Origin of the sequence: Corallococcus sp. EGB (assembly GCF_019968905.1) — a bacterium.
GTDB lineage: Bacteria > Myxococcota > Myxococcia > Myxococcales > Myxococcaceae > Corallococcus.
Genome location: NZ_CP079946.1, coordinates 7,970,441 through 7,994,916 on the forward strand (window position 1 = coordinate 7,970,441; position 24,476 = coordinate 7,994,916).

The 24,476-nt window shown below is 70.3% G+C and carries 17 protein-coding genes; 11 read left to right on the forward strand and 6 right to left on the reverse strand.

All coding sequences use genetic code 11. The annotated features are described in order from the left end of the window. Window positions 1-47 precede the first annotated feature (47 nt). On the forward strand, window positions 48-3,791 hold the full coding sequence (gene ileS / locus KYK13_RS32350) for an isoleucine--tRNA ligase (protein ID WP_223637662.1): 3,744 nt from the start codon (window positions 48-50) through the stop codon (window positions 3,789-3,791). A gap of 191 nt (window positions 3,792-3,982) precedes the next feature. Beyond that, a complete protein-coding gene (locus KYK13_RS32355; protein ID WP_223637665.1) occupies window positions 3,983-6,214 on the forward strand; it encodes a TonB-dependent siderophore receptor in 2,232 nt (743 codons plus the stop codon). 1,597 nt (window positions 6,215-7,811) lie between these two features. On the opposite strand, the gene KYK13_RS32360 is transcribed toward KYK13_RS32355, so the two are convergent. Genes KYK13_RS32360 through KYK13_RS32370 form a run of 3 tightly spaced genes read right to left on the reverse strand, consistent with a single transcriptional unit; the run spans window position 7,812 to window position 9,936 of the window. Then, entirely contained in the window at window positions 7,812-9,368 is a 1,557-nt protein-coding gene (locus KYK13_RS32360; RefSeq protein ID WP_223637668.1) for a PepSY domain-containing protein, read from the reverse strand. Further along, the gene (locus KYK13_RS32365; RefSeq protein ID WP_223637671.1) at window positions 9,365-9,652 is read right to left on the reverse strand and encodes a hypothetical protein; all 288 of its coding nucleotides are present in this window, start codon (window positions 9,650-9,652) and stop codon (window positions 9,365-9,367) included. The genes KYK13_RS32360 and KYK13_RS32365 overlap by 4 nt, the downstream gene beginning before the upstream one ends. Beyond that, entirely contained in the window at window positions 9,649-9,936 is a 288-nt protein-coding gene (locus tag KYK13_RS32370) for a hypothetical protein (protein WP_223646871.1), read from the reverse strand. Before KYK13_RS32370 ends, KYK13_RS32365 begins: the two co-directional genes overlap by 4 nt. A gap of 181 nt (window positions 9,937-10,117) precedes the next feature. Here KYK13_RS32370 and KYK13_RS32375 point away from each other — a divergent pair, with 181 nt between their 5' ends. Then, window positions 10,118-10,492, forward strand: coding sequence for a GFA family protein (locus KYK13_RS32375; RefSeq protein WP_223637673.1), 375 nt, complete (start codon window positions 10,118-10,120; stop codon window positions 10,490-10,492). A 3-nt stretch (window positions 10,493-10,495) separates the two neighbouring features. Here KYK13_RS32375 and KYK13_RS32380 read toward each other — a convergent pair whose 3' ends face one another. Next, entirely contained in the window at window positions 10,496-11,368 is an 873-nt protein-coding gene (locus KYK13_RS32380) for an oxidoreductase (RefSeq protein ID WP_223637676.1), read from the reverse strand. A gap of 96 nt (window positions 11,369-11,464) precedes the next feature. On the opposite strand from KYK13_RS32380, the gene KYK13_RS32385 reads away from it, so the two are divergent. Next, window positions 11,465-12,055, forward strand: coding sequence for a TetR/AcrR family transcriptional regulator (locus tag KYK13_RS32385; protein ID WP_223637678.1), 591 nt, complete (start codon window positions 11,465-11,467; stop codon window positions 12,053-12,055). A gap of 438 nt (window positions 12,056-12,493) precedes the next feature. Here KYK13_RS32385 and KYK13_RS32390 read toward each other — a convergent pair whose 3' ends face one another. Further along, a complete protein-coding gene (locus KYK13_RS32390) occupies window positions 12,494-13,453 on the reverse strand; it encodes an AraC family transcriptional regulator (RefSeq protein WP_223637681.1) in 960 nt (319 codons plus the stop codon). 106 nt (window positions 13,454-13,559) lie between these two features. On the opposite strand from KYK13_RS32390, the gene KYK13_RS32395 reads away from it, so the two are divergent. Next, window positions 13,560-13,994: a nuclear transport factor 2 family protein gene (locus KYK13_RS32395; RefSeq protein WP_223637685.1), complete on the forward strand. Its 435-nt coding sequence runs from the start codon at window positions 13,560-13,562 to the stop codon at window positions 13,992-13,994. Continuing rightward, entirely contained in the window at window positions 13,991-14,839 is an 849-nt protein-coding gene (locus KYK13_RS32400) for an NmrA family NAD(P)-binding protein (protein ID WP_223637687.1), read from the forward strand. Before KYK13_RS32395 ends, KYK13_RS32400 begins: the two co-directional genes overlap by 4 nt. Here KYK13_RS32400 and KYK13_RS32405 read toward each other — a convergent pair. Continuing rightward, complete coding sequence (locus KYK13_RS32405; protein WP_223637689.1) at window positions 14,804-15,070, reverse strand: hypothetical protein; 267 nt, start codon at window positions 15,068-15,070, stop codon at window positions 14,804-14,806. The genes KYK13_RS32400 and KYK13_RS32405 overlap by 36 nt on opposite strands. A 149-nt stretch (window positions 15,071-15,219) precedes the next feature. On the opposite strand from KYK13_RS32405, the gene KYK13_RS32410 reads away from it, so the two are divergent. Genes KYK13_RS32410 through KYK13_RS32430 form a run of 5 tightly spaced genes read left to right on the forward strand, consistent with a single transcriptional unit; the run spans window position 15,220 to window position 24,450 of the window. Beyond that, window positions 15,220-16,554: an MdtA/MuxA family multidrug efflux RND transporter periplasmic adaptor subunit gene (locus KYK13_RS32410; RefSeq protein ID WP_223637693.1), complete on the forward strand. Its 1,335-nt coding sequence runs from the start codon at window positions 15,220-15,222 to the stop codon at window positions 16,552-16,554. Then, entirely contained in the window at window positions 16,554-19,658 is a 3,105-nt protein-coding gene (locus KYK13_RS32415; RefSeq protein ID WP_223637695.1) for a multidrug efflux RND transporter permease subunit, read from the forward strand. The genes KYK13_RS32410 and KYK13_RS32415 overlap by 1 nt, the downstream gene beginning before the upstream one ends. Continuing rightward, window positions 19,655-22,756: a multidrug efflux RND transporter permease subunit gene (locus KYK13_RS32420; RefSeq protein ID WP_223637698.1), complete on the forward strand. Its 3,102-nt coding sequence runs from the start codon at window positions 19,655-19,657 to the stop codon at window positions 22,754-22,756. Before KYK13_RS32415 ends, KYK13_RS32420 begins: the two co-directional genes overlap by 4 nt. Window positions 22,757-22,777: 21 nt before the next feature. Next, window positions 22,778-24,217, forward strand: coding sequence for an efflux transporter outer membrane subunit (locus KYK13_RS32425; RefSeq protein ID WP_223637701.1), 1,440 nt, complete (start codon window positions 22,778-22,780; stop codon window positions 24,215-24,217). A 32-nt stretch (window positions 24,218-24,249) separates the two neighbouring features. Next, window positions 24,250-24,450 carry an agmatine deiminase family protein gene (locus tag KYK13_RS32430; protein WP_223637703.1) on the forward strand — a complete coding sequence of 67 codons (201 nt, stop codon included), beginning with the start codon at window positions 24,250-24,252 and terminating at the stop codon, window positions 24,448-24,450. Window positions 24,451-24,476: the final 26 nt, after the last annotated feature.

Sequence of the window (24,476 nt, forward strand, 5' to 3'; positions counted from 1 at the left end):
TGGATTCACTGCCAAAAGCCCGGGCCGGTGGTATCAAGCACGCCACCATGCCTGAAACGCCTTCGCCCCTGTTCAACGCGGTCCCCGTGGAGATGGACTTCCCGGCCGAGGAGCGCCGCATCCTGGCCTTCTGGAAGGAGCGCCGCATCTTCGAAAAGTCGCTCCAGGCGAACGAAGGCAAGCCTCCCTTCGTCTTCTACGAGGGCCCGCCCACGGCGAACGGCCTGCCGCACAACGGCCACGTCCTCACGCGCGTCATCAAGGACCTGTTCCCCCGCTACCAGACCATGCGAGGCCACTACGTGCCGCGCAAGGCGGGCTGGGACACGCACGGCCTGCCGGTGGAGGTGGAGGTGGAGAAGGAGCTCCGCATCCACGGCAAGGCGGAGATTGAGAAGTACGGCGTGGAGCCCTTCACGGAGCGCTGCATCGAGTCCGTGTTCCGCTACACCTCCGAGTGGGAGAAGCTGACCGAGCGCATCGGCTTCTGGGTGGACCTCAACGAGGCCTACGTCACCTACCACCGGGGCTTCGTGCAGAGCGTGTGGTGGGCGCTCTCCGAGCTCTACAAGAAGGGCCTGCTGTACCAGGGTCACAAGGTCGTGTGGTGGTGGCCGCGCGGCGGCACCGCGCTGTCCGCGGCCGAGGTGGGCCTGGGCTACAAGACGGTGGACGACCCCAGCGTCTACGTGGCCTTCCCGCTGCGCGACGCGCCGGACACGGCGCTGCTCATCTGGACGACGACGCCCTGGACGCTGCCGTCCAACATGTACGCGGCCGTCAACCCGTCCGTGGACTACGTCACCGTGGACGCGGGCGACCGCAAGCTCATCCTCGCCGCCGCGCTGCGCGAGGAGCTGGCCAAGAAGCTGAAGAAGGACCTGCCGGTGCTGGCCACGCAGAAGGGCAGCGACCTGGTGGGCAAGCGCTACACGCCCCCCTTCGACACGTACTTCGCGAAGGATGCGGACACCACGCTGCCGCTGAAGGACGGCGGCCAGGACACGGTGGGCTGGCGCGTGATTCCGGCGGACTTCGTCACGCTGGACAGCGGCACGGGCATCGTCCACACGGCGCCCGCCTTCGGCGAGGACGACTACCGGGCCTACCGCAAGGACGCCGCGCGCTTCCAGGATCCGGACGCGCTCGGCATGCGCTGCGCGGTGAAGCCGGACGGCACCTTCTCGGAGGAGGTGCCGCTCGTCGCCGGCCGCTTCGTGAAGGACGCGGACAAGGACCTGCAGCGCAACCTGAAGGAGCGCGGGCTGCTCATCCACACGGAGCAGTACCGCCACGAGTACCCCTTCTGCTGGCGCGCGGACGAGGACCCGCTCATCCAGTACGCCCGCCCCGCCTGGTACATCCGCACCACCTCCGTCATCGAGCAGGCCCAGGCGAACAACCAGCAGGTCAACTGGATCCCGGAGAACATCAAGGACGGCCGCTTCGGCGACTTCCTCGCCAACAACGTGGACTGGGCCCTGTCGCGCGAGCGCTACTGGGGCACGCCGCTGCCCCTGTGGATCCACTCGGAGACGGGGGAGACGGAGGCCGTGGCCTCCATCGCGGAGCTGCGCCAGAAGCCGGGCAACAACGTGGCCGCCGTGGAGGCGGAGCTGAAGGCGTTCCTCGCCGGCAAGCCGCACGAGTCCAACGCGGAGCACCTGCTGGTCCACAAGCCGTGGATCGACAAGGTGACGTATGAGAAGCCCGGCTCCGGCGGGAAGTTCCAGCGCGTCCCGGAAGTGGTGGACGTGTGGTTCGACTCCGGCTGCATGCCCTTCGCGCAGTGGGGCTTCCCGCACGCGGAAGGCAGCCGTGAGACGTTCAACCGCGCGTTCCCCGCGGACTTCATCTCGGAGGCCATCGACCAGACGCGCGGCTGGTTCTACTCGCTGCTCATGGTCAGCACGCTCCTCTTCGACGAGGAGACCCAGAAGCGCATCGGCCTGACGCCGAAGCGGGACTGGCCCATGCCGTACAAGAGCTGCATCGTGCTGGGCCACGTCTCCGACAAGGAGGGCAAGAAGGAGTCCAAGTCCAAGGGCAACTACACCCCGCCGGAGATCATCCTGGACGAGGTGCGCATGGACTTCGCGGTGCTCACCGCCGCGGAGGCCGGCGTCCCCGCGGAGCCCGGCGTGGCGCTCATCGCGCGCGAGGACCTGGAGGGCCTGGACACGCAGGAGGGCGCGAAGGTGCAGCTCTTCCGCCCGGACCGGCCGGGCGCGCCCGTCACGGTGACGCTGAAGGTGCACAAGAAGCTCAAGCGCCGCGTGGTGCTGCTCGCGCCGCAGGAGCTGCAGCAGCTGGACGTGAAGGCCTCCGCGCGCGGCGTGGACGTGATGCCGGTGGAGGTGCCCCGGCTGCCTGCCACGGAGCGCGTGGTGCTCAAGGACCCCGCCACCAAGGCGCCCGGCGCGGACGCGTTCCGGTGGTTCTTCTACGCGGCCAGCCCCACCTGGTCCAACACGCGCCACTCGCTGGCGAACGTGCGGCTGTTGCAGAAGGACTTCCAGGTCAAGCTGCGCAACGTCTACTCGTTCTTCACCATCTACGCGAACATCGACGGCTTCAACCCGGCGAAGGGCAACGCGGGCTCCACGGAGGCCCCGTGGCTGGCCATCCGCAAGAGCCAGGGCTGGCGCGAGGTGAAGGCCCGGCCGGTGCTGGACCGGTGGATCCTCTCCGAGGTGCAGCTCACCCTGCGCGACGTGGCCAGGGCGCTGGACACGTATCAGGTGTACGACGCGGCCCAGCGGATGGTGGCGCTGGTGGACGCGCTGTCCAACTGGTACCTGCGCCGCAGCCGCGAGCGCTTCTGGGCGCCGGGCTTCGAGCAGGACAAGCAGGACGCGTACTTCACGCTCTACGAGGCGCTGACGACCATCACCGCGCTGTCCGCGCCCTTCATCCCGTTCTTCGCGGATGACATGTGGGGCAACCTGGTGGGCAAGCCGTGGGGCGCGGCGCAGCCGGAGAGCGTGCACCTGGCGCGCTTCCCGGACGTGGACGCAAGCCTCATCGACGAGGGCCTGGCCGCGGAGATGGGCGCCGTGCGCGAGCTGGTGTCGCTGGGCCTCAAGGTCCGCACGGACAACCGGCTCAAGGTGCGCCAGCCGCTGGCGCGCGCGGACGTCATCCTGTCGCGCCGCGAGCTGACGGAGCGCGTGGCGGTGTACCAGGCGCTCATCTCCGACGAGCTCAACGTGCACACCGTGAAGCTGGTGGAGCCGGGCAGCCCGGAGGCGGACGTGGTGCGCTACCGCGTGCGTCCCAACCTGCGCGCCATGGGCAGCCGGCTGGGCCCCAAGCTCGCGCCGGTGCGCAAGGCGTTCGACGCGGGCGACGGTCGCGCGCTGCACCACGAGCTGCTCACCACGGGCAAGGTGGCCCTGAACGTGGGCGGCGAGGACATGGTCTTCCCCGCCGAGGAGCTGGAGACGCTGGTGGAGGCCCAGCCGGGCTACGCCGCCGCGGGCGGAGGCGTGGGCGTGGTGGTGATGCACACGCAGCTCACCGAAGCCCTGGTGGACGAAGGCCTGGTGCGCGAGCTGCTGGCGCGCGTGCAGGGGGCCCGCAAGGACATGGACCTGGGCTACACCGACCGCATCCGCCTGTGGGTGGACGGCGATGAGCGCGTGAAGCGCGTCGTCGACGCCGCTCGCGACGAAATCGCCCGCGAGACCCTGGCCTCCGAAATCCACGTGGGCCCGCAGGGGCTCACCGGCTCGGAGGAGGAGGCCAACCTCAACGGCCTCCCGGCGAAGCTCCGCGTCGAGCGCGCCTGAATCCCGGACCTCCGGAGAGCAGGGAAAGACAGCTCCGGGTAGACACCTACCCGGGGCTTTGAATGCAGACATCAGGTGTACCGGCCCGAGGACCGGGAGGACGTGGGCGCCTCCCGGGACACTCCCGGCTTGCCGGGTCAGGGGACGCGTGTTACGCGGACGGCCCCCTGATTTCGCAAATCATTCTCAACATGCCCATCTCGTTCCGCAGCCGTCCGCTCCGCCTGGTCCCGGGGGCGCTGCTTGGCGCCTCCCTCTCCGTCGTCGCAGCGCCTGCCCTGGCACAGGAGCCCGCCGCGCCCCAGACGTCTCCGGCTCCGGAGTCCCCGGCCCCCGCGCAGGCTCCGAATCCGGAGTCATCCGCCGCCGCGCCCGGGGACGACGAGGTCTTCGACCTGCCCACGGTGACGGTGGAGAGCGAGCGCGCCACAGGCCCGGTGCGGGGCTACACCGCGCGCCGCAGCGCGAGCGGGACGAAGACGGACACCGCGATTGTCGACACGCCGCAGTCGGTGTCGGTGGTGGGCCGGGAGCAGATGGACGCGCAGCAGGCGCAGACCGTGATGGAGGCCACGCGCTACACGCCGGGCGTGCGCTCGGACACGTTCGGCGCGGATCCGCGCAACGACTGGTTCCTCATTCGCGGCTTCACGTCGCAGGAGGCCGGCTACTTCCTGGACGGGCTCCAGCTGTACTCCAGCAGCTTCGCCACCTGGCGCATCGAGCCCTTCGGCCTGGAGCGCGTGGAGGCCGTGCGCGGCCCCGCCTCCGTGCTGTACGGCGGCACGTCTCCGGGCGGCCTGCTCGACATGGAGGGCAAGCGTCCGCCGGTGGAAGGCTCCGTGCGGCACGTGGAGGTGGGCGGCAACACGTTCGCCAACGGCTACGCGGCCGTGGACTTCGGCGGCGCCATCGACCCGGGCAACCACTGGCGCTACCGGGTGGCGGCGCTGGCGCGCGGCGGTGGCACGCAGGTGGATGAGACGGACAACAACCGCCTGTTCATCGCGCCGGCCCTCACCTGGGCGCCGTCGGAGAACACCTCGCTGACGCTGCACGGCAGCTTCCTGGCGGACCGCACGCAGGGGCAGAACTTCCTGCCGTACGTGGGCACCGTGGTGGACGCGCCCTATGGCCGCATCCCCACCGACCTCTTCACCAGTGACAAGAGCCTGGACCACTTCCAGCGCAACCAGTCCTGGGCGGGCTACGAGTTCTCCCACCGCTTCAACGACACCTTCACGCTGCGGCAGAACCTGCGCTTCGCGCACCTGGACCTGGACTTCCAGACGCTCTACGGCGTGGGCTACCAGGGCGAGCCGGCGGACGCGCAGCTCTCCCGCGGCAACTTCGTCACCCGGCCGCGCGCGAACCTCTTCACGGTGGACACGCAGGGCGAGGCGCGCTTCTCCACCGGCCCCGTGCGCCACACGGTGCTGGCGGGCGTGGACTTCAAGAACTACCGCCTGGACGACGAACAGGGCTACGAGGCGGGTGCACCGCTGGATCTGCTCAACCCCGTGCGCGGCGACTACACGCCCACGGAGACGCGCTACACGCTGGGCCGCTCCACGCAGGACCAGCTGGGCGTCTACCTCCAGGACCAGCTGCGCTTCGCGGACCGGCTGAGCCTGACGCTGAGCGGGCGTCATGACTGGGTGGGGATGGACGTGGACAACAAGCTCTTTCCCACCTCCAGCTACGAGGGCAGCGAGAGCGCCTTCAGCGGTCGCGCGGGCCTGCTCTACCACTTCGACTTCGGCCTCGCGCCGTACGTGAGCTACTCGAAGTCGTTCAACCCGGTGGCGGGGACGAAGTCGGACGGCTCGCTGTTCGAGCCGGAGAAGGGCCAGCAGCTCGAAGCGGGAGTGAAGTACCAGCCAGATGCGTTCCCGGTGCTGGTAGGCCTGTCGGTGTTCGAGCTGAAGCGAAAGAACTTCGTGACCACGGACGGCGCCTTCAACCAGCTGCAGATTGGCGAGGTCCGTTCGCGAGGCTTCGAGGTGGAGGCCAACGCCACGCTGATCCACGGGTTGAGCCTGGTTGGCTCCGCGTCGTTCTACTCGCTGGAGATCACCGAGGGCGCGGACTTCGAACTGGGCAAGCGTCCGGTGGGTGTGCCGGAGGTGCTGGCGTCGCTGTGGCTGGACTACACCTTCCAGGACGGAGCGCTGCGCGGCTTCGGCGCGGCGGCGGGCGTGCGCGGCGTGGGCAGCTCCTACGCGGATCGCGAGAACACGCTGGACGTGCCGGGCTTCACGCTGGTGGACGCCAACGTGCACTACGAGCGCGGCCCGTGGCGCGCGGCCATCAACGCCTCCAACCTGGGAGACAGGACCTACGTGTCCTCGTGCAGCTCCGCGACGGCCTGCTTCTACGGCGAGCGCCGCCGCGCGTCCGCCACGGTCGGCTACACCTGGTAGTCGAGACACACGAGTGAAAGGCCCTTTCGCTGGGAGGGCCTGAAGCCATCCCCCACCGCGGCACCCATGGGGCCCGCACCTGGCACGGCTTCCGCCAGCAAGGGCCTCACATCATGCCCGGCCGCCACGTCTCGGAACGCCGGAAGCGTCACGGTCAAACGTTGACGAGACGCCTCTCCCAGCCCAGTCCCTCGGACACGAAAGGCGTTCCCATGGGTGAGAAGCCGAGAACCCGGCCAGGACGCCCCCGTCGGAGGCGCGGCACCAAAACCTGTCCGACTGTCGGACACGTTTGGACGATGGCGGCGGCCTCCGAGGGCGGATGAAATCCTCCGACCGACCTCGTCATCCATCGTGGCTCGGGGCGCGCCGCTCTGGCCGGGCAACGAACCGAAACCTGTCCGACTGTCCGACAGGTTCTGCGAGCCCGCTCCGGGGAAGGCCGCCCCAGCAGCACGAACCTGTCCGACAAGTGCGGAAGCCCGTGACAAAAGAGGGACCACAGGGCCAGCCGGACCGCACGAACCCGTCCGACTGTCGGACAAGTTTTGAAGCCCACTCAGGGAGGACCGTCCCCAGCAGCCCGAACCTGTCCGACTGTCCGACAGGTTTCGAAGCCCACGGTGATGGGGTCCACCGCCCCGCCCAAGCCACATGAACCCGTCCAACTGTTCAACAGGTTGGGAAGTCCATGGCGAGGGGGGCCACCGCGCCGCCCAGGCCGCATGAACCCGTCCAACTGTTCAACAGGTTGGGAAGTCCATGGCGAGGGGGGCCACCGCGCCGCCCAGGCCGCATGAACCTGTCCGACCGTCTGACAAGTTTGCCCGTCCGTGGCGAGGGGCCCTTCATCGGCGCCGTGGGGACCTGTCCAACTGTCGGACAGGTCTGGAAGTGCCCGCGGCGCACGGCCCTTCCTCCCAGACCGAGGAAACCAGCCCGGACTGTCGGACAGGTTTGGAAGTCCGTGGCGCACGGGCCCTTCCTCCCGGGCAGAGGGAACCTGTCCGACTGTCGGACAGGTCTTGAACGTCCGCACCAAGGAGGAGCCACTGCTCCGCCTGGGCAGCAGAACCGGTCCGACCGTCCGACAGGCTTTGAGTGTCCGTGGAAGTGGACTCCGCTCTGCCCGGACAGCAGAACCGGTCCGACTGTCCGACAGGTTCAGAAGTCCGTGGCGCGGGAGTTCCACTCCGCCCGGACAGTAGAACCGGTCCGACTGTCCGACGGGTTTGGAAGTCCGTGGCGCGAGAGCTCCACTCCGCCTGGGCGGCTGAAGCCGGTCCGACTGTCCGACGGGTTCGGAACTCCGTGGCGCGGGGCCTCGCTCCGCACGGGTAGCGGAAGCCGGTCCGATTGTCGGACAGGTTTTGGAGGCCCGCCGCGACAGGGCTGCCGCCTCATCCGACCTGCACGAACTTGTCCGACTGTCGGACAGGTTTTGGACGACCGCACCCAGGGGGCCCGCCTCGGATAGAGGCGAGGTGGATCGCATGGTCATCCGGGGGCCTGGCGCACATCGTGCACTTCGGGCCTCAAGCCGCGCGCTGCTGGGAAGTCCGTCGGGTGCCTCGCCGCGCTTCGTGACTGCTCGGCCTTACGCCTTGACGAGGGGGCCTTCGGGCGCGGCGCCACCAGGCACGGGCTCCGCTGTCTTCCTCCTGCGCAGGCCCCACGCGAGCCCGCCGCAGCCAAGCGCCATGGAGGCCAGGAATGCCTCCGCCACGAACACCCGGGGCAAGCCGCGCGACAGCGCCGTGAACAGGTTCACGTCCTGCGTCAGGACGTCGCCCACCACGACCGTACCGAACAGCACCGCGGCCACGGCGCTCAGCACGCTGCCCACCCGGCGCGATGACCCGCGCGGCACGAGCGCGATGACCACCCCGAGCGCCCACGCGCCCAGGAAGACGCCGAACTCCCAGTCTCCTCGCCGCGCCAGCGTCCACGGCAGCACGCGGTTCGCGGCGCAGTACACCGCCGTGCCGGACACGAGCCCGGCGGATACACCTACCGTCAGCCGCTCCAGCACTCGGTTCCCACGGCGCGTGCGCAGTGGGTCTCGGCGCTCCAGCCAGATGAGGTTGCCGGTGATGAGCACCGCGCACATCGCCAGCGCGAGCAACGCGTAGAGCGGCTTCATCAACTCCTCCGCGAACCGGCCCGCGTGCAGGTCGAAGAGCAGCCGCTCCACCGTGAAGTTCGGCGTGCGCGACTCCACGCTCGACCCGAACGTCTCCCCCGTCACCGTATCCACATGCGTGAAATGGTCCGGCCCCAGTGGCGACAACTGGAAGTACACGCCCGCCCAGGCCTTCGCATCTCCGTAGTCATGAAGCTCCACGTAGCGGGGCGTCCCCTCCGCTCCGGGCACCGACGCGCGCGCACGGTCCACCACCGTGTCCAGGGAAAGCATGGGCGCGTCCTGCTTCGCCGCTTCACGCACGGGCGTGCTGTAGCCGCGAAGCTGCGTCACCCGGTCCGCCTGCCCCCGGTACACCGTGCTCCCGAATCCCTGCGCCGCCAGCCCCGCCAGGCACAGCACCGCGCCCGTCCACGCCAGCATCGCGGTGAACGGCAGCCCGAAGACGCCCAGCACCTTGTGCGCGTCCGACGCGGAGAAGCGCGGCTTCGCCGTGTGCCGGAAACGCCACCACTGCGTGCGCAGGTCCTTCAGGTGGATCCACAGGCCGCTGACCAGCGCCACCAGGAGCGCCACCGATACCAGGCCCGTCAGCTCCATGCCCCAGGGCACCCGATAGAAGAAGTGCATCCAGTACAGCTCGCTCGCCAGCCGGCTGCGCTCGGGCAGCGCGGTGCCGGTGAGCGGATCCAGCCACAGCACGCGCATCCCCGTGGGCTCGAAGAGGTACGCGGTGATGAACCGCGTCTCCTCGTGCGTGAGCAGGCCCACGTGAGCGCCTCGCGGCAACGGCCCCCGCTCCCGCACGCGCGCGAGCATCGCGTCGAACGACGGCGGTGACTCCGAGGGCGGCGCGACGTGGAGCGCGGGCTCCTGCCACACCTCCAGCTCCTCGCGGAACATGGCGAAGACGCCGCAGAAGAAGATGACGAACAGGAACAGGCTGGCGACGACACCGGCCCACGCATGCAGGTCGAACTGGATGCGGAACGTCCGGGGCGACAGCTTCATCGCGGCCCCCGCAGCAACAGGGCCACGGCCACCGGCAGCACCACCGCCAGACACACGCCCCACGCCACCCGACCACTCCGGGTCAGCGGCAGCGCGCACGCGAGCCCCACCCACACGGGCAGCACCGCCTGGAAGCCCAGCACGAAGGCCCACGGCCCGGACACCGGCAGGAAGGCCATCACCGCCGCCCCCGCCGCGAACGCCGCCAGCGGCGCCCCCAGCACGACCGCCAGCGTGCGCGCCACCGAGTGGTTCGCCGCCTTGTCTGCGCGCCCCTCGCTCATCGGGCCACGCCCATCAGCGCCACCGGCACCAATCCCGCCACGCCGCTCACCCACGCGAAGGTGCGCGCACGGGAGGGCCGGGGCGCCAGCACCAGCACCAGCCCCGAGGCCGCCGTCATCGCCAGGACGCCCAACACCAGCAGCCCCGCCACCCACCCGAAATCACCCACGCAGCACGCCATCGACGCGAGCCCCGGCACGGCCGCACCCCACCGCGCTCGGCCGCCCGCGCCCATCCACGACACCGCCGACACGCAGAAGCACAGCGCGGCGAGGCTCAGCATCGCGGCCACCGCGCGACCCCATCTCTTGGCTCAAAGTTGATAATGATTTGCATCCTCACGAGAGCCCCCGGGCGTGTCAAGGCAGGCGAGAGGGCCCCATGCTCGCGGTGCGAGCGTCGGCGCACGAACACCGTCCGCGCCCCCCGCTTCCAGGAAATGTCGTGCGCTGGATAATGGCGGGATGACCGGAACCCAGTCCCTGAAGGGAAGCTGTCACTGCGGAGCGACGCGGTTCGAGGTGGCCGCGCCGCCCAAGGACATCACCCGCTGCAACTGCACGTTCTGCTCCAAGCGCGGTGTGCTCTGGGCCTACTACGCGCCAGAGCACGTGACGTTCACGCGCCGGGAGAACGTGGGCACCTACGCGCGCAACGAGCCCGTGGTGCACCACCACTGCGAGCAGTGCGGCTGCGGCACGTGGACGGACATTCCCGTCTGGGAGAACAACGCACCTGTGCCCGGCAGGTTCAAGGTGGGCCTCAACGCGCGCCTGTTCGACGACTTCGACCTGGACGCGGTGCGCGTGGTGTTCGTGGACGGCCGCAACCTCTGGTAGCCGTCACGAGCGTGGAGCCGGGGCGTGGGCGTCCGGGAAGTCGGTGGACAGCGACAGGGCCTTCCACGTCTGGTCCTCCGCCTTGAGCGCGTCCAGCTTCTGCTGCGACAGCTCGAACGCGTCGCTGCCCAGCACCAGGTGCAGCGGCGGCTGCTCCATCGCCGCCACCTGGAGCAGCACCTGGGCCGCTCGTTTCGGATCCCCCGCCTCCTTGCCTGTGCGCGAACGCAAGTTCCGCGCGACCACGCCCACCGTGGGCGCGTACTCCGGCAGGAAGTCCGCGATGGTCATGGACGCGCCCGCCCAGTCCGTGCGGAAGCCGCCCGGCTCCAGCACCGTCACCTTCACGCCGAAGGGGGCCACCTCTTTCGCCAGCACCTCGGAGAAGCCTCCCACCGCCCACTTCGCGGCCTGGTACGCGCCCAGCCCTGGCGTGGACAGGCGCCCTCCCACGGACGACACCTGGATGACGTGCCCGGAGCGCTGCTGACGCAAGACGGGCAGCGCGGCGCGTGTGACGTTCATGACGCCGAAGAGGTTCGTGTCGAGTTGCGAGCGGAAGTCTTCGTCCGTGACCTGCTCGATGGGCGCGAGGTTGCCGTAGCCCGCATTGTTCACCACCACGTCCAGGCGGCCGAACGCATCCACGGCGGTCCGGACCGCGGCCCTTGCCTGCTCGGGGTTCGTCACGTCCAGGGCCACCGCACGGACCCGGTCCCCGTAACGCTCCACCAGCGCGACCAGCTGCTCCGGCTTGCGCGCGGTGGCCACCAGCCGGTGCCCGGCCTCCAATACGGCCTCCGCGAAGCTGCGCCCCAGGCCTCGGGAAGAGCCGGTGATGAGCCAGACGCGGGACGTCTCATGGGGAGCACTCATGGCGGGATTCCTCTCAACTAACTGGTTGGTTACATGGATATAAACGGCGACCTCTCCCGGTGCAACCTGGAGTGGGCTGAGGCATGTTGGGGTGGCATGGCTGGCGACGCGCAGAAGACCCGGCAGCGCCTCTTGGAGGCGGCCGCGGCGGAGTTCTCGGAGAAGGGCATCGCGGGCGCGCGCGTGGACCGCATCGCGGCGGCGGCCGGCTGCAACAAGGCGCTCATCTATTCGTACTTCGGCAGCAAGGAGCAGCTGTTCGACGCGGTCTTCGAGGCGCACGTCGCGGAGGTGGCGCGCGAGACGCCCATCGACGCTGCGGACCTGCCCGCCTACGCGGGGAGGCTGTTCGACGGCTTCCAGGCCCGCCCACAGGTGCTGCGCCTGGCCACCTGGTACGAGTTGGAGCACGGCCCCACGGTGGCCATCCCGGAGCCGGTCGCGCGCAGCAACCAGCACAAGGCGGCCGCCATCGCGAAGGCGCAGAAGGAGGGGCTGGTGTCCAAGCACTTCTCGGCGGATGAGGTGCTCGCGCTCGTGCTGGCGCTCTCCAAGACGTGGGCCTTCCCGCTGTCGTACTGCGCCACGGCCACCCCGCCCTCGCCGGCGGAGCTCCGCAGACGGCGCCGCGCCGTCGTGGAGGCGGTCCGGTTGCTGGTGACGCCCGTCCGGGAGGAGAAGGCCTGAGCCGGACCCGCCTCCGTTCGCGGTGAACGTCGTGCCGTCGCCGTACAGCAGCGCCCGCGACCCGTCCGCGGTGCAGGCGAGCGTGTCCACGCGGCGGGTGCCCGCGCTCAGCGATACAGGGAGGGTGAACGCGGACGCGCAGCTTCGCGCCTGGCCCGCAAGTGAAGGCCTGTTTCGTGTACGCCCCACTCGGGCACGGACAGCTACTTGTCGTGGGCCCGGGCGGAGGCCTTGAACTTCGCCAGCGCTGGCCCGCCTTCCCCCACCTACGCCACGAGCCCAACTGCCACAGCGGCTCCGCCGACACGGTCAGCCCCCGCGCACGGCGTGGACATCAGGACCAGTGAGGAGGTGACGGAGTAGGACAAGCGCGGGAGGCGCGGCTGCATGGGGGGACGCTCCCGGAGAGGAGGCAAGGCATTTCCAACGCCCCAGGAGCTACAAATCATGGGTCAACACGGAGTCCGCTGGATTCCCCTCGGTTGACGTGCGCCGATACGCGCCGGGGCCCACGCCCCAGCGGCGCTTGAAGGCCTTGCTGAAGGCGGGCGCGCTCTCATAGCCGGCGCGCTCGGCGATGGTGTCCACGCTGTCGTTGGATTCACGCAGCCAGCGCGCGGCGCGGATCATCCGCCAGTTGGCCAGGTAGTGCAGGGGCGTCTCTCCCACCAGCGCGTGGAAGCGCGCGGCGAAACCGGAGCGGGACACGCCCACGGACTGCGCCAGCCGCGCCACCGTCCACGGCGCGCCGGGCTGTTCGTGCATCAGCGAGAGCGCGTGGCCAATGGCCGGATCCGCCAGCGCCTTCCACCCCGCCTGCTTCGCCCCCCCGAGCGCCGTCTGGGCCCGCAGCGCGTGCACGAGCAGCACGTCCGCCAGCCGGCCCAGCACCAGCGCGCTCCCCGCGCCCGGCATGGCGGTCTCCGCGGTGATGAGCTGCACGGTGGCGGCGAGCGAAGGCGTCCCCTGCCCCTCCTGCGTGGACAGGCGGATGATGGAGGGGAAGGTCCGCAGCAGCGGATGCGCGGAGTCCACGCCGAACTGGAAGCAGCCGGTGATGAGCGTGGTGAGCGGCCCCGCACCGCCCAGCCGCGTGGTGGGCGGACGCAGCGACTGCGCCGGGACATCGTCGCTCGCGACGGGGTTGCGGCGGCTGCCGTCATCCAGCACGTGCGCGGGGGCCCGGGGCAGCAGCACCACGTCACCGGCGGAAAGGAACACCGGCTTCGCCGTGCCCTCCACCTGGAGGCGCAGGCTCCCGCGCGCCACCACGTAGAAGGATGCATTGGCCTTGCGGGGCAGGCGCACCGCCCAGGGTGCGCCCAGCTCGAAGCGGCCGAAGAGCAGCGTCTTGAACCGCAGCGTCTCCAGCACGTCGGAGACCACGTCGGTCTTCACGTCCGGAGGCATTGGACGGAAAGACAGTTCTTTTGGACGCAGTGGCATGGAGCGTCCATAACGGGCGGCCTATCCCTGGTCCATCTCCTCTCGCTGGAGGCCGTACATGGACCGCACCTCCCCTGACCTCATCCGGCTGATGGACGCGCACCTGGCGCTCATCGCCACGGACGTCGAACAGTGGCTCGCCCTGTTCGACGAGCACGCCGTCGTCGAGTTCCCCTATGCCCCCTCGCTCGGTGGGCCTTCACGGCTGGAGGGCATCGACGCCATCCGCGCCTATTTCGTCCCCATCACGAAGCACTTCCAGGGGCTCACCTGTACGCGCCTCCAGCGCTACACCACCACGGACCCCGAGGTGGGCTGGATGGAGGTCCACGGCGCGGCGACGCTGCAGCCCGGGAACATCCCCTACGAACAGGACTACGTGATGCGCGTGCAGGTGCGCGACGGCCGCATCGTGCACTACCGCGAATACTGGAACCCGCTGGCCGCGCCCCAGGGCACCTTCGAGTCCTTCGCGAAGGAGCAGCAGGCATGACGCGCATCCTCGTCATTGGCGCGGCCGGCAACACGGGGCGCTCCATCACACAGGGCCTCACGGCCGAGGGCTTCACGGTGCGCACCGCCACGCGCGAACCGCGGCCGCCCGTCGCCGCCGCCGAGCATGTGCGCTTCGACTGGGCGGATCCGTCCACACACGGGGCCGCGCTGGAGGGCGTGGACCGCATGTACGCCCTGGCCCCCGCGTTGGTGGACGACCCGTCCACCCTCATGCTTCCCGTCCTGGAGCAGGGGCTGGCCGGCGGCGTGCGGCGGGTCGTCCTGCTCTCCGCGTCCATCGTCCCGGAGGAAGGGCCGGGCCTGGGCCAGGTGCACCACTTCCTGCGCACGCGCGCGCCGGAGTGGAGCGTGCTCCAGCCCTCGTGGTTCATGCAGAACTTCGCCGCCCCCGGCCACACGCACGGCGCCAGCCTCCGCCGCGACGGGACGCTGGTGACGGCCACGGGGCATGGGCGGGTGGGCTTCGTGGACGCGGAGGACATCGCGGCGGTGGGGGTCAGAGCGCTCGCGGACGCGAAGCCGCACGACACCGCGCACGTCATCACCGGCCCCCAGGCGCTGAGCCATGACGACCTCGCGGCCATCCTGTCCCGGGTGTCGGGCCGCTCCATCCGGCACGTGCACGCGACGCCCGAGGAGGCAACACGGCGCCATCAGGACTCCGGCATGCCGGAAGCCTACGCGCGCTTCCTCACGATGCTCGACATGCGCATCCGCGACGGAGCGGAGGACCGCGTGACGGACACCGTGCAGCGGGTTACCGGCCGGCCCGCGCGGGACTTCGAGTCATTCGCCCGGGCCCGCCTGGACGTCTGGCGTTGAGTCCGTGTCCGAGCCAAGGGCGCCCACGCCCACGACACCGATGACGATGAACGCCGTCAGCGCGATGACGGCGCCGAGGATCATCCTCGGCAGCTTCACCCAGAAGGGCGTGCGGTCCCACGGGCGCCCCGTCAGGAGGCCGTGTGCTTCGCGGCCGGGCTCGCGCTCGGAGGACTTCGGCTCGGGGCCCATGGCCCATGACTCGATGGGCCTTCCGCCGCCGTCCGCCATCGCGCGCACTCCCCCTGGCCCATGGAGGACGTCCGCTGGAGGGCAGCCCCCCCTCCCTTCGGACTGGTTGAGGGCGCTCGCGACAAGACACACGTTGGGGGCCCCGAAACAGCGGCTCCTCCTCGGTGGGTTCCCTGGCGGTCCTTCGCATGCCCACGCCTCCTCCTCCCGATACGGCCCCCTCTTCGGAGGTGTCGTCGCGGCCCGACGGAGGGGAGACCACGTCAACCGAGGCCCCCCCGCCCCGGCGCCGCCACATCCGTTGGGGCTGGCTCCTGCTGCTCGCTGGTCTGGTCATCGCGGCCATCGTCGCAGCGCGGGCTCACCGTCCCCACGCCTCTGGGGCCACGGCCGCGGGTGGGCATGGCGGCGCGGATGGAGGCGCGGGCGCTCATGGCCCCAAGCCCGTGGTGACGGCCGAGGCGACGACGCGCGACGTGCCGGTATCGCTCGTGGGCCTGGGCGCGGTGATCCCTTCCGCATCCGTGACCGTGCGCACCCGGGTGGATGGACAGCTCATGCGCGTGGCCTTCCAGGAGGGCCAGTTCGTCAACGCAGGCGACCTCCTGGCGGAGCTCGACCCGCGCCCCTTCCAGAGCCAGTTGGAGCAGGCCCGCGGCCAGCTCATGCGCGACGAGGCGTACCTGGAGAACGCCCGGCTGGACCTGCGCCGCTACACCATCCTCGTGGAGCAGGACTCCATCGCGCGCCAGCAACTGGACACCCAGCGCGCGCTCGTGCGCCAGTACGAGGGCGTCGTGAAGGCGGACAAGGGCGTGGTCGCCGCCGCCGAGGTCAACCTCATCTACACACGCATCATCGCGCCCGTCCCCGGCCGCGTCGGCCTCCGGCTCGTCGACCCCGGCAACATCGTCCACGCAGCGGACACGAACGGCATCGTCATCGTCAACACCCTGCAGCCCATCTACGTGATCTTCTCCGTGCCGGAGGACAACCTGCCGGAGATCCTGGCGAAGCTGAACACGCACACGCCGCTCGTCGTCCAGGCCTATGACCGCAGCGCCCAACGCCTGCTGGCCACCGGCGCCTTGGACACCGCGGACAACCAGGTCGACCCCAACACCGGCACCGTGCGGCTCAAGGCGACGTTCTCCAACCGCGACTCGCGGCTGTTCCCCCAGCAGTTCGTCAACGCGCGGCTCATCGTCGACACGCTGCGCGGCGCCACGGTGGTGCCCACCGCGGCGCTCCAGCACGGCGTCCAGGGGACGTTCGTCTATGTCGCGCAGCCCGACAACACCGTCAGCCAGCGCGCGGTGATGACGGGCCCGACGGACGGCGACGACACCGTCATCACCCAGGGCCTGCGGCCGGGGGAGACCGTGGTCGTGGAGGGCGCGGACACCCTCACCAACGGCTCCGCCATCCGGCGCCAGCACGCCCTGGGCACGGGCCCCGGAGTGGGTGGCGGCGGAGCCGGAGGCGCCGACGGCGGCCCGGGGGCGGCGGACGGTGGGCGCTGATGTCCGAACCCTTCATCCTGCGGCCCATCGCGACGTCCCTGCTGATGATGGCCCTGCTCCTGGGCGGCGTGCTGTCGTACCGCCTGCTGCCCGTGTCCGCGCTTCCGGAGGTGGACTACCCCACCATCCAGGTCCTCACCTTCCAGCCTGGCGCGAGCCCGGACGTGGTGGCCTCCGGCGTCACCGCGCCCCTGGAGCGGCAGTTCGGGCAGATGCCAGGCCTCAACCAGATGACGTCGTCCAGCTCCAGCGGCGCGTCCGTCATCACGCTCCAGTTCACGCTCCAGATGAGCCTGGACGTCGCGGAGCAGCAGGTCCAGGCCGCCATCAACGCCGCCAACAACCTCCTGCCCACCGACCTGCCCAACCCGCCCATCTACAACAAGGTCAACCCCGCGGACACGCCCGTCATCACCCTGGCCCTCACCTCCGACACCGTGCCGCTCACCCAGGTGGAGGACCTGGCGGATACGCGCATCGCGCAGAAGCTCTCACAGCTGTCCGGCGTGGGGCTGGTGAGCATCAGCGGCGGCCAGCGCCCCGCCGTCCGCATCCAGGCCAACGGGCTCGCGCTGGCCGCGCGGGGCCTGACGCTGGAGGACGTCCGCACCGCCATCGCCGCCGCCAACGTGAACAGCCCCAAGGGCGGCTTCGACGGCCCCCGCCAGGCCTACACCCTCAACTCCAATGATCAGCGCCTGTCGAGCGCGGAGTACGCCCCGCTCATCATCGCGTACCGCGACGGCGCCCCGCTGCGCCTGTCCGACGTGGCGCACGTCTTCGACGGCGCGGAGAACGTACGCCAGGCCGCCTGGGCCGGCACCACGCCCGCCGTCATCCTCAACGTGCAGCGCCAACCGGGCGCCAACGTCATCGCCGTCGTGGACAGCGTCCGCAAGCTGCTGCCCCAGCTGCAGTCCACCCTGCCCGCGACGGTCAAGGTGTCCGTGCTCAGCGACCGCACCACCACCATCCGCGCCTCCGTGCGCGACGTGCAGCGCGACCTGATGTTCTCCGTCGCGCTCGTCGTGCTCGTCATCTTCCTCTTCCTGCGCAACGCCTCCGCCACCTTCATCCCCAGCATCGCGGTGCCGCTGTCGCTGGTGGGCACCTTCGCCGCGATGTCGCTGCTGGGCTTCTCCCTCAACAACCTGACCCTGATGGCGCTCACCATCGCCGCGGGCTTCGTCGTCGACGACGCCATCGTGATGATCGAGAACATCAGCCGCTACATCGAAGGCGGCACGCCGCCCCTGGAGGCCGCGCTCAGGGGCTCCAAGCAGATCGGCTTCACCATCGTCTCCCTCACGGTGTCGCTCATCGCCGTGCTCATCCCCCTGCTCTTCATGGGGGACGTGGTGGGGCGCCTGTTCCGCGAGTTCGCCATCACCCTGGCCGTGACCATCCTGCTGTCCGCGGTCGTGTCCCTGACCCTCACGCCCATGCTCTGCTCGCGGCTGCTGCGCCGGCGCCCGCCCGAAGAGGCCAACCGCTTCGAGCGCGCCGTGGGCGGCGCGTTCGACCGCCTGGTGGGCCACTACGACGTCGCGCTCACGTGGGTGCTGGGCCACCGCGCGCTGACGCTGCTCATCGCCGGGGTGACGCTCGTGCTCACCGGCCTGCTCCTCTACACCATCCCCAAGGGCTTCTTCCCCGTGCAGGACACCGGCGTGCTGCAGGGCATCTCCCTGGGGCCCCAGTCCATCTCCTTCTCCGCCATGGCGGAGCGCCAGCAGGCCCTGGCCCGGGTGGTGCTGGAAGACCCGGCCGTGGAGGGGCTGTCGTCGTTCATCGGCGTGGATGGCACCAACACCACATCCAACAGCGGCCGGATGCTCGTCACCCTCAAGCCGCTGTCGGAGCGCGACGCCTCCGCCACGGAGGTCATCCGCCGCCTCCAGCCGGCGCTGGACGGCGTGCCCGGCATCTCCCTGGCCCTGTCACCCGTGCAGGACCTCACGCTGGACAGCCGCGTGAGCCGCACCCAGTACCAGTACAGCCTCAGCTCGCCGGACGCCGTGGCGCTGGAGACCTGGACCCAGCAGCTCGTCAACCACCTGCGCGAGCAGCCCGAGCTGAGGGACGTCTCCAGCGACCTGCAGAACGGCGGCCTGCGGCTCAACGTCATCCTGGACCGGGACACCGCCGCCCGGCTGGGCATCACGGCCCTGCAGGTCGACGACGCCCTCTACGACGCCTTCGGCCAGCGCCAGGTGTCCACCATCTTCACCCAGCTCAACCAGTACCGCGTGGTGCTGGAGGTGCCGCCCTCGCTCCAGCGCGTGGACACCGCCCTGAAGTCCGTCTACCTGCGGTCCGCCACCGGCGGCGCCGTGCCCCTCGCGTCCATCGCCAGCGTGACGCCGGGCCTGGGGCCGCTCAGCATCAACCGGCAGGACCAGTTCCCCGTCGCCAACGTCTCCTTCAACCCCGCGCCCGGCGTGTCGCTGTCCCAGGCGGTGAGCGCCTTCAACGGGGTGCGGGAGAAGCTCCACATCCCCCCTTCCGTGCAGACCGCCTTCGCGGGCACCGCGCGCACGTTCCAGGACTCGCTCAGGAACGAGGGCTTCCTCGTGCTGGCGGCGGTGGTGGTCGTCTACCTGGTGCTGGGCGTGCTGTATGAGTCCTACGTCCACCCGCTCACCATCCTGTCCACGCTGCCGTCCGCGGCCATGGGCGCGCTCCTGGCGTTGAGGGTGTTCGGGCTGGAGCTGGGGATGATCGCCCTCATCGGCATCATCCTGCTCATCGGCATCGTGATGAAGAACGCCATCATGATGATCGACTTCGCGCTGGAGGCGGAGCGCCTGGAGGGCAAGGCCCCCCGGGACGCCATCCACGAGGCGTGCCTCCTGCGCTTCCGTCCCATCCTGATGACCACGATGGCGTCCATGCTGGGCGCCGTGCCCCTGGCGCTCGGCGGAGGCATTGGCGGAGAGCTGCGACAGCCCCTGGGCATCGCCATCATCGGCGGGTTGATGGTCAGCCAGCTGCTGACGCTCTTCACCACGCCGGTCATCTACCTGGGCTTCGCGGGGCTGTCGCGCCGGCTCCAGCACCTGCGGCGGCACTCCTCCCCCACGGCGCCGCGGAGCCCGGCATGAACCCCTCCGCGCTCTTCATCCGGCGCCCCGTGGCCACGTCGCTGCTGGCGCTGGGCATCGCGCTGGCGGGGGCGCTGGCCTTCAGGCTCCTGCCGGTCGCGCCGCTGCCCCAGGTGGAGTTCCCCACCATCAGCGTGCAGGCGGCCCTTCCGGGCGCGAGCCCGGAGATCATGGCCACGTCGGTCGCGACGCCGCTGGAGCGGCAACTGGGACGCATCGCGGGCATCACCCAGATGACGTCGTCCAGCAACCTGGGCGCCACCAGCATCGTCGTGCAGTTCGACCTGTCGCGGAACATCGACGGGGCGGCGCGCGACGTCCAGGCCGCCATCAACGCCGCCCGGGGCAACCTGCCTTCGAACCTGCCCAACAACCCCTCCTACCGGAAGGTGAACCCCGCGGACGCGCCCATCATGCTGCTGGCGCTCACCTCGCCCCACCGGGGCCGCGGCGCGCTCTATGACCTGGGGTCCACCGTCCTCCAGCAGCAGGTGTCCCAGGTGACGGGCGTGGGACAGGTGCTGGTGGGCGGGGGCGCGCTGCCCGCGGTGCGCGCGGAGGTGAACCCCACCACGCTGGAGAAGTACGGCCTGGGGCTGGACGCGGTCCGCACCGCGCTGGGCGCGCAGAACGCCAACCGCCCCAAGGGCCAGCTGGAGGACGGGCCCCGGGCCTACCTGCTGCGCGCGGATGATCAGCTCATCCGCGCGGAGCAGTACCGGTCGCTCGTCATCGCCTACTCCAACGGCGCCGCCGTGCGGCTCGAGGACGTGGCCCACGTCACCGACGACAACGTGGAGGACGTGCACAGCCTGGGGCTCGCCAATGGCAAGGAGGCCATCATCCTCATCATCTTCAAGGAGCCGGGGGCCAACGTCATCGACACGGTGGATGCGCTCCAGGCGCGGCTCCCCGAGTTCAAGGCCATCCTGCCCGCGGACGTGGACCTGACGGTGATGATGGACCGCACCACCACCATCCGCGCGTCGCTGCGCGACGTGGAGATGACGCTGCTCATCTCCATCGGGCTGGTCATCCTGGTGGTGTTCGCCTTCCTGGGCAACCTGCGCGCCACGCTGATCCCCAGCGTCGCCGTGCCGCTGTCGCTGCTGGGCACCTTCGCGGTGATGAAGCTCTTGGGGTTCAGCCTGGACAACCTGTCCATGATGGCGCTCACCATCTCCACCGGCTTCGTGGTGGATGACGCCATCGTCGTGCTGGAGGACATCGAACGGCACATCGAGGAAGGCCTGTCCCCCATGGACGCGGCGCTGCGCGGCGCGCGCGAGGTGGGCTTCACCGTGCTGTCGATGAGCATCTCCCTCATCGCCGTCTTCATCCCCCTGCTGCTCATGCAGGGCATCGTGGGCCGGCTGTTCCGCGAGTTCGCCATCACGCTGTCGGTGGCCATCCTCATGTCGCTGGTGGTGTCGCTCACCGTGACGCCCACCATGTGCGCCCGGCTGCTGAGGCCCAAGAAGCCCCGGCGCTCGCGCTCCGCCTTCCACCCCTTCGCGCGGCTGAACGCGGGCTATGCCCGCAGCCTGTCCTGGTCCCTGGGGCACCCGGTGCTGCTGCTGCTGCTCACCTTGGCCGCCATCGCGCTCAGCGGCTACCTGTTCGTGGTCATCCCCAAGGGGTTCTTCCCGCAGCAGGACACCGGCCGCATCACCGCCAGCATCCAGGCGGAGCAGGACATCTCCTTCGCGGCGATGCGCCAGAAGTTCACCACCTACGTGCGCATCATCGGCGAGGACCCGGCCGTCCAGGCGGTGGCGGGGTCCATTGGCGGCTCCGGCCCCAGCGGCTCGTCCAACGCGGGCACGCTGTTCATCACGCTCAAGCCGCTGGAGGAGCGCAAGCTGTCCGCGGACGCCGTCATCGCGCGGCTCCGGGGCAAGGTGATGGCCGTGCCCGGCGCCATGGTGTACCTCCAGTCCGCGCAGGACCTGGTGATTGGCGGGCGGGCGGGCAGCGCGCAGTACCAGTACACCCTGTCCTCGGACACGCTGCCGGCGCTGAACACGTGGGCGCCGCGGGTGCTGGCGCGGTTGCAGCGGGTGCCCGGGCTGCTGGACGTCAACAGCGACCAGCGCAACCACGGGCTGGAGACCAACGTCGTCATCGACTACGACACGGCGGCCCGCTTCGGCCTCACCGCCCAGCAGATCGACGGCGTGCTGTATGACGCCTTCGGCCAGCGGCAGGTGTCCACCCTGTACACCAGCCGCAACCAGTACCACGTGGTGATGGTGGTGCTGGCGGACTTCTGGCAGCGGCCGGAGAGCCTGCGCCGCATCTACGTGACGAGCGCCACCGGCCAGCAGGTGCCGCTGTCGGCGTTCGCCCGCTTCGTGGACGCGGGCACGCTGCTGTCCGTCAACCACCAGGGCCAGTTCCCGTCCGCGACGGTGTCCTTCAACCTGGGGCCGGGGACGTCACTGGGGACCGTGGTCACCCGCATTGAAGCCGCCGTGCGCGAGCTGGGCCTCCCCTCGGAGGTGCAGGGCAGCTTCAGCGGCACGGCCCAGGCGTTCCAGGCCTCACTGTCCTCCGAACCCATGCTCATCGCCGCGGCCCTGTTCGCCGTCTACATCGTGCTGGGCATCCTCTACGAGAGCCTCATCCACCCCATCACCATCCTGTCCACGCTGCCGTCCGCGGGCGTGGGCGCGCTGCTGGCCCTGCTGCTGTTCAAGCTGGACCTGTCCATCATCGCGCTCATCGGCATCATCCTGCTCATCGGCATCGTGAAGAAGAACGCCATCATGATGATCGACTTCGCGCTGGTGTCGGAGCGCGAGGGCCACCTGGGTTCACGCGACGCCATCTTCCACGCCGCCCGGCTGCGGCTGCGCCCCATCCTGATGACGACGATGGCGGCGCTGCTGGGCGCGCTGCCGCTGGCGCTGGGCACCGGCGTGGGCTCCGAGCTGCGCAGGCCGCTGGGCATCGCCATCGCGGGGGGGCTGTGCCTCAGCCAGCTTTTGACGCTCTACACCACCCCGGTCATCTACATGACCCTGGACCGGATGGGCCGGCGCGTCCGCGAGTGGCGGGCGCGCCGCTTCGCGCCCCGCGGGCCCGGCACGGCCTGAGGCCCGGAACTGGAGCCGACCATGCGCCTTCGCTTCCATGCCGTTGTCCTGTCCGCCCTGGGCCTCCTGCCCGCGTGCGCGGTGGGCCCGACCTACCACCGCCCCAAGGTCGTGGTGCCCGCGCACTTCAAGGAGGCCGCGGAGGGCTGGAAGCCCGCCGAGCCCAATGACAGACATGACCGGGGCGCCTGGTGGAAGCGCTTCGGAGACGCGGAGCTGGACGCGCTGGAGACGAAGGTCGCGAGCGCCAACCAGACGGTGGCCAGCTACGAGGCCGCGTATCGCAGCGCGCGCGCCCTGGTGGCCCAGGCCCGCGCGTCGCTGTTCCCCACCCTGGGCGCCTCCGTGTCGGCGTCTCGGGCGAAGGGCGCCGGCCGCACCACCAACACCCCGGCCGGCGTCAACGCGGGCACCAGCACCGTGGGCAACATCCTGGACCTGTCGCTGGATGCGTCCTGGGAGCCGGACCTCTGGGGCGGCGTGCGCCGGCAGCTCTCCGAAGCGAAGGCCTCCGCTCAAGCCGCGGGCTCCGACCTGGACAACGCGAAGCTGGCCGCGCAGGGGCTGCTCGCGCAGTACTACTTCCAGCTGCGCGCGCTGGATGCCCTGCAACTGCTGCTGAACGACGCCGTCGCCGGCTACCAGAAGTCCCTCCAGCTCACCCAGAACCGCTACGCCCAGGGCGTGGCGGCGCGGCCGGACGTGCTCCAGGCCCAGACGCAGCTCGCCCTGGCGCAGGCCTCCGCGACGGAGAATGAGATTGCCCGGGCCACCTACGAGCACGCCATCGCGGTCCTCGTGGGCCAACCCGCGTCCACCTTCTCCGTGCCCCGCGTGCCGCTGACCGCGGCGCCGCCGCCGCTGCCGCTGGAGTTCCCCTCCACGTTGCTGGAGCGCCGGCCGGACATCGCCGCGGCGGAGCGCCGGGCCGCCGCCGCGAACGAGCGGATCGGCGTGGCCATCGCCGCGTGGTTTCCCTCTCTCACGCTGAGCGCGTCCGGAGGCTTCGTCAGCTCCGCCCTGTCGCAGTGGCTGTCGGCCCCCCACCTGGTCTGGTCGCTGGGACCGCAGCTGGTGGCGAGCCTCTTCGACGGCGGGTTGCGCGCGGCACAGACGCGGCAGGCCCGCGCGGAGTACGACCAGGCCGTCGCCAACTACCGGGCCACGGTGCTGGCCGCGTTCCAGGACGTGGAGGACAACCTCGTCTCGCTGCGCGTGCTGGCGCAGGAGGTCGTCATCCAGCAGGAGGCGGTCAGCTACGCGCGGCAGACGCTGGAGGTCGTGATGAACCAGTACAAGGCCGGCACGGTGACCTACCTTCAGGTCGTCACCGCGCAGAACACCCTCTATTCCGCCCAACAGAACCTGGCGAACATCGCCGGACGGCGGATGGTGGCGGCGGTGGGACTCATCAAGGCCCTGGGCGGCGGCTGGGACCCGCCCCCTCCACCGGCTGACTGAGCCCTGGGTTCCAACTCCGCCTGGGGGACGTGATGGCCGTGCCCGTGTTCCGCTGGGTGCCCCCCGCTCTGGCCTGGCGGCACCACGGCCAGGAGCAGGAGGCCCTGGCCACCTACCAGCGGGCGCTGGATCGGGAGTTCGGCGCGGGCGCGGTGAAGGCCGTGCCCATCCCCTCGGACACCGTCATCCCCCGCCAGGGCTCCCTGCACTGCATCACGAAGACGTTCCGCTGACGCATGGAGACTGCCGGGCACTCGGG

What these genes read in the sequence shown, in the direction of transcription:
- KYK13_RS32410 (WP_223637693.1), top strand. Translation starts at nt 15,220, where the DNA reads ATGCCCACGCCTCCTCCTCCCGATACGGCCCCCTCTTCGGAGGTGTCG.
- KYK13_RS32420 (WP_223637698.1), top strand. Translation starts at nt 19,655, where the DNA reads ATGAACCCCTCCGCGCTCTTCATCCGGCGCCCCGTGGCCACGTCGCTG.
- KYK13_RS32375 (WP_223637673.1), top strand. Translation starts at nt 10,118, where the DNA reads ATGACCGGAACCCAGTCCCTGAAGGGAAGCTGTCACTGCGGAGCGACG.
- KYK13_RS32380 (WP_223637676.1), bottom strand. Translation starts at nt 11,368, where the DNA reads ATGAGTGCTCCCCATGAGACGTCCCGCGTCTGGCTCATCACCGGCTCT.
- KYK13_RS32415 (WP_223637695.1), top strand. Translation starts at nt 16,554, where the DNA reads ATGTCCGAACCCTTCATCCTGCGGCCCATCGCGACGTCCCTGCTGATG.
- KYK13_RS32395 (WP_223637685.1), top strand. Translation starts at nt 13,560, where the DNA reads ATGGACCGCACCTCCCCTGACCTCATCCGGCTGATGGACGCGCACCTG.
- KYK13_RS32370 (WP_223646871.1), bottom strand. Translation starts at nt 9,936, where the DNA reads ATGCTGAGCCTCGCCGCGCTGTGCTTCTGCGTGTCGGCGGTGTCGTGG.
- KYK13_RS32400 (WP_223637687.1), top strand. Translation starts at nt 13,991, where the DNA reads ATGACGCGCATCCTCGTCATTGGCGCGGCCGGCAACACGGGGCGCTCC.
- ileS (WP_223637662.1), top strand. Translation starts at nt 48, where the DNA reads ATGCCTGAAACGCCTTCGCCCCTGTTCAACGCGGTCCCCGTGGAGATG.
- KYK13_RS32355 (WP_223637665.1), top strand. Translation starts at nt 3,983, where the DNA reads ATGCCCATCTCGTTCCGCAGCCGTCCGCTCCGCCTGGTCCCGGGGGCG.
- KYK13_RS32405 (WP_223637689.1), bottom strand. Translation starts at nt 15,070, where the DNA reads ATGGCGGACGGCGGCGGAAGGCCCATCGAGTCATGGGCCATGGGCCCC.
- KYK13_RS32365 (WP_223637671.1), bottom strand. Translation starts at nt 9,652, where the DNA reads ATGAGCGAGGGGCGCGCAGACAAGGCGGCGAACCACTCGGTGGCGCGC.
- KYK13_RS32385 (WP_223637678.1), top strand. Translation starts at nt 11,465, where the DNA reads ATGGCTGGCGACGCGCAGAAGACCCGGCAGCGCCTCTTGGAGGCGGCC.
- KYK13_RS32425 (WP_223637701.1), top strand. Translation starts at nt 22,778, where the DNA reads ATGCGCCTTCGCTTCCATGCCGTTGTCCTGTCCGCCCTGGGCCTCCTG.
- KYK13_RS32430 (WP_223637703.1), top strand. Translation starts at nt 24,250, where the DNA reads ATGGCCGTGCCCGTGTTCCGCTGGGTGCCCCCCGCTCTGGCCTGGCGG.
- KYK13_RS32360 (WP_223637668.1), bottom strand. Translation starts at nt 9,368, where the DNA reads ATGAAGCTGTCGCCCCGGACGTTCCGCATCCAGTTCGACCTGCATGCG.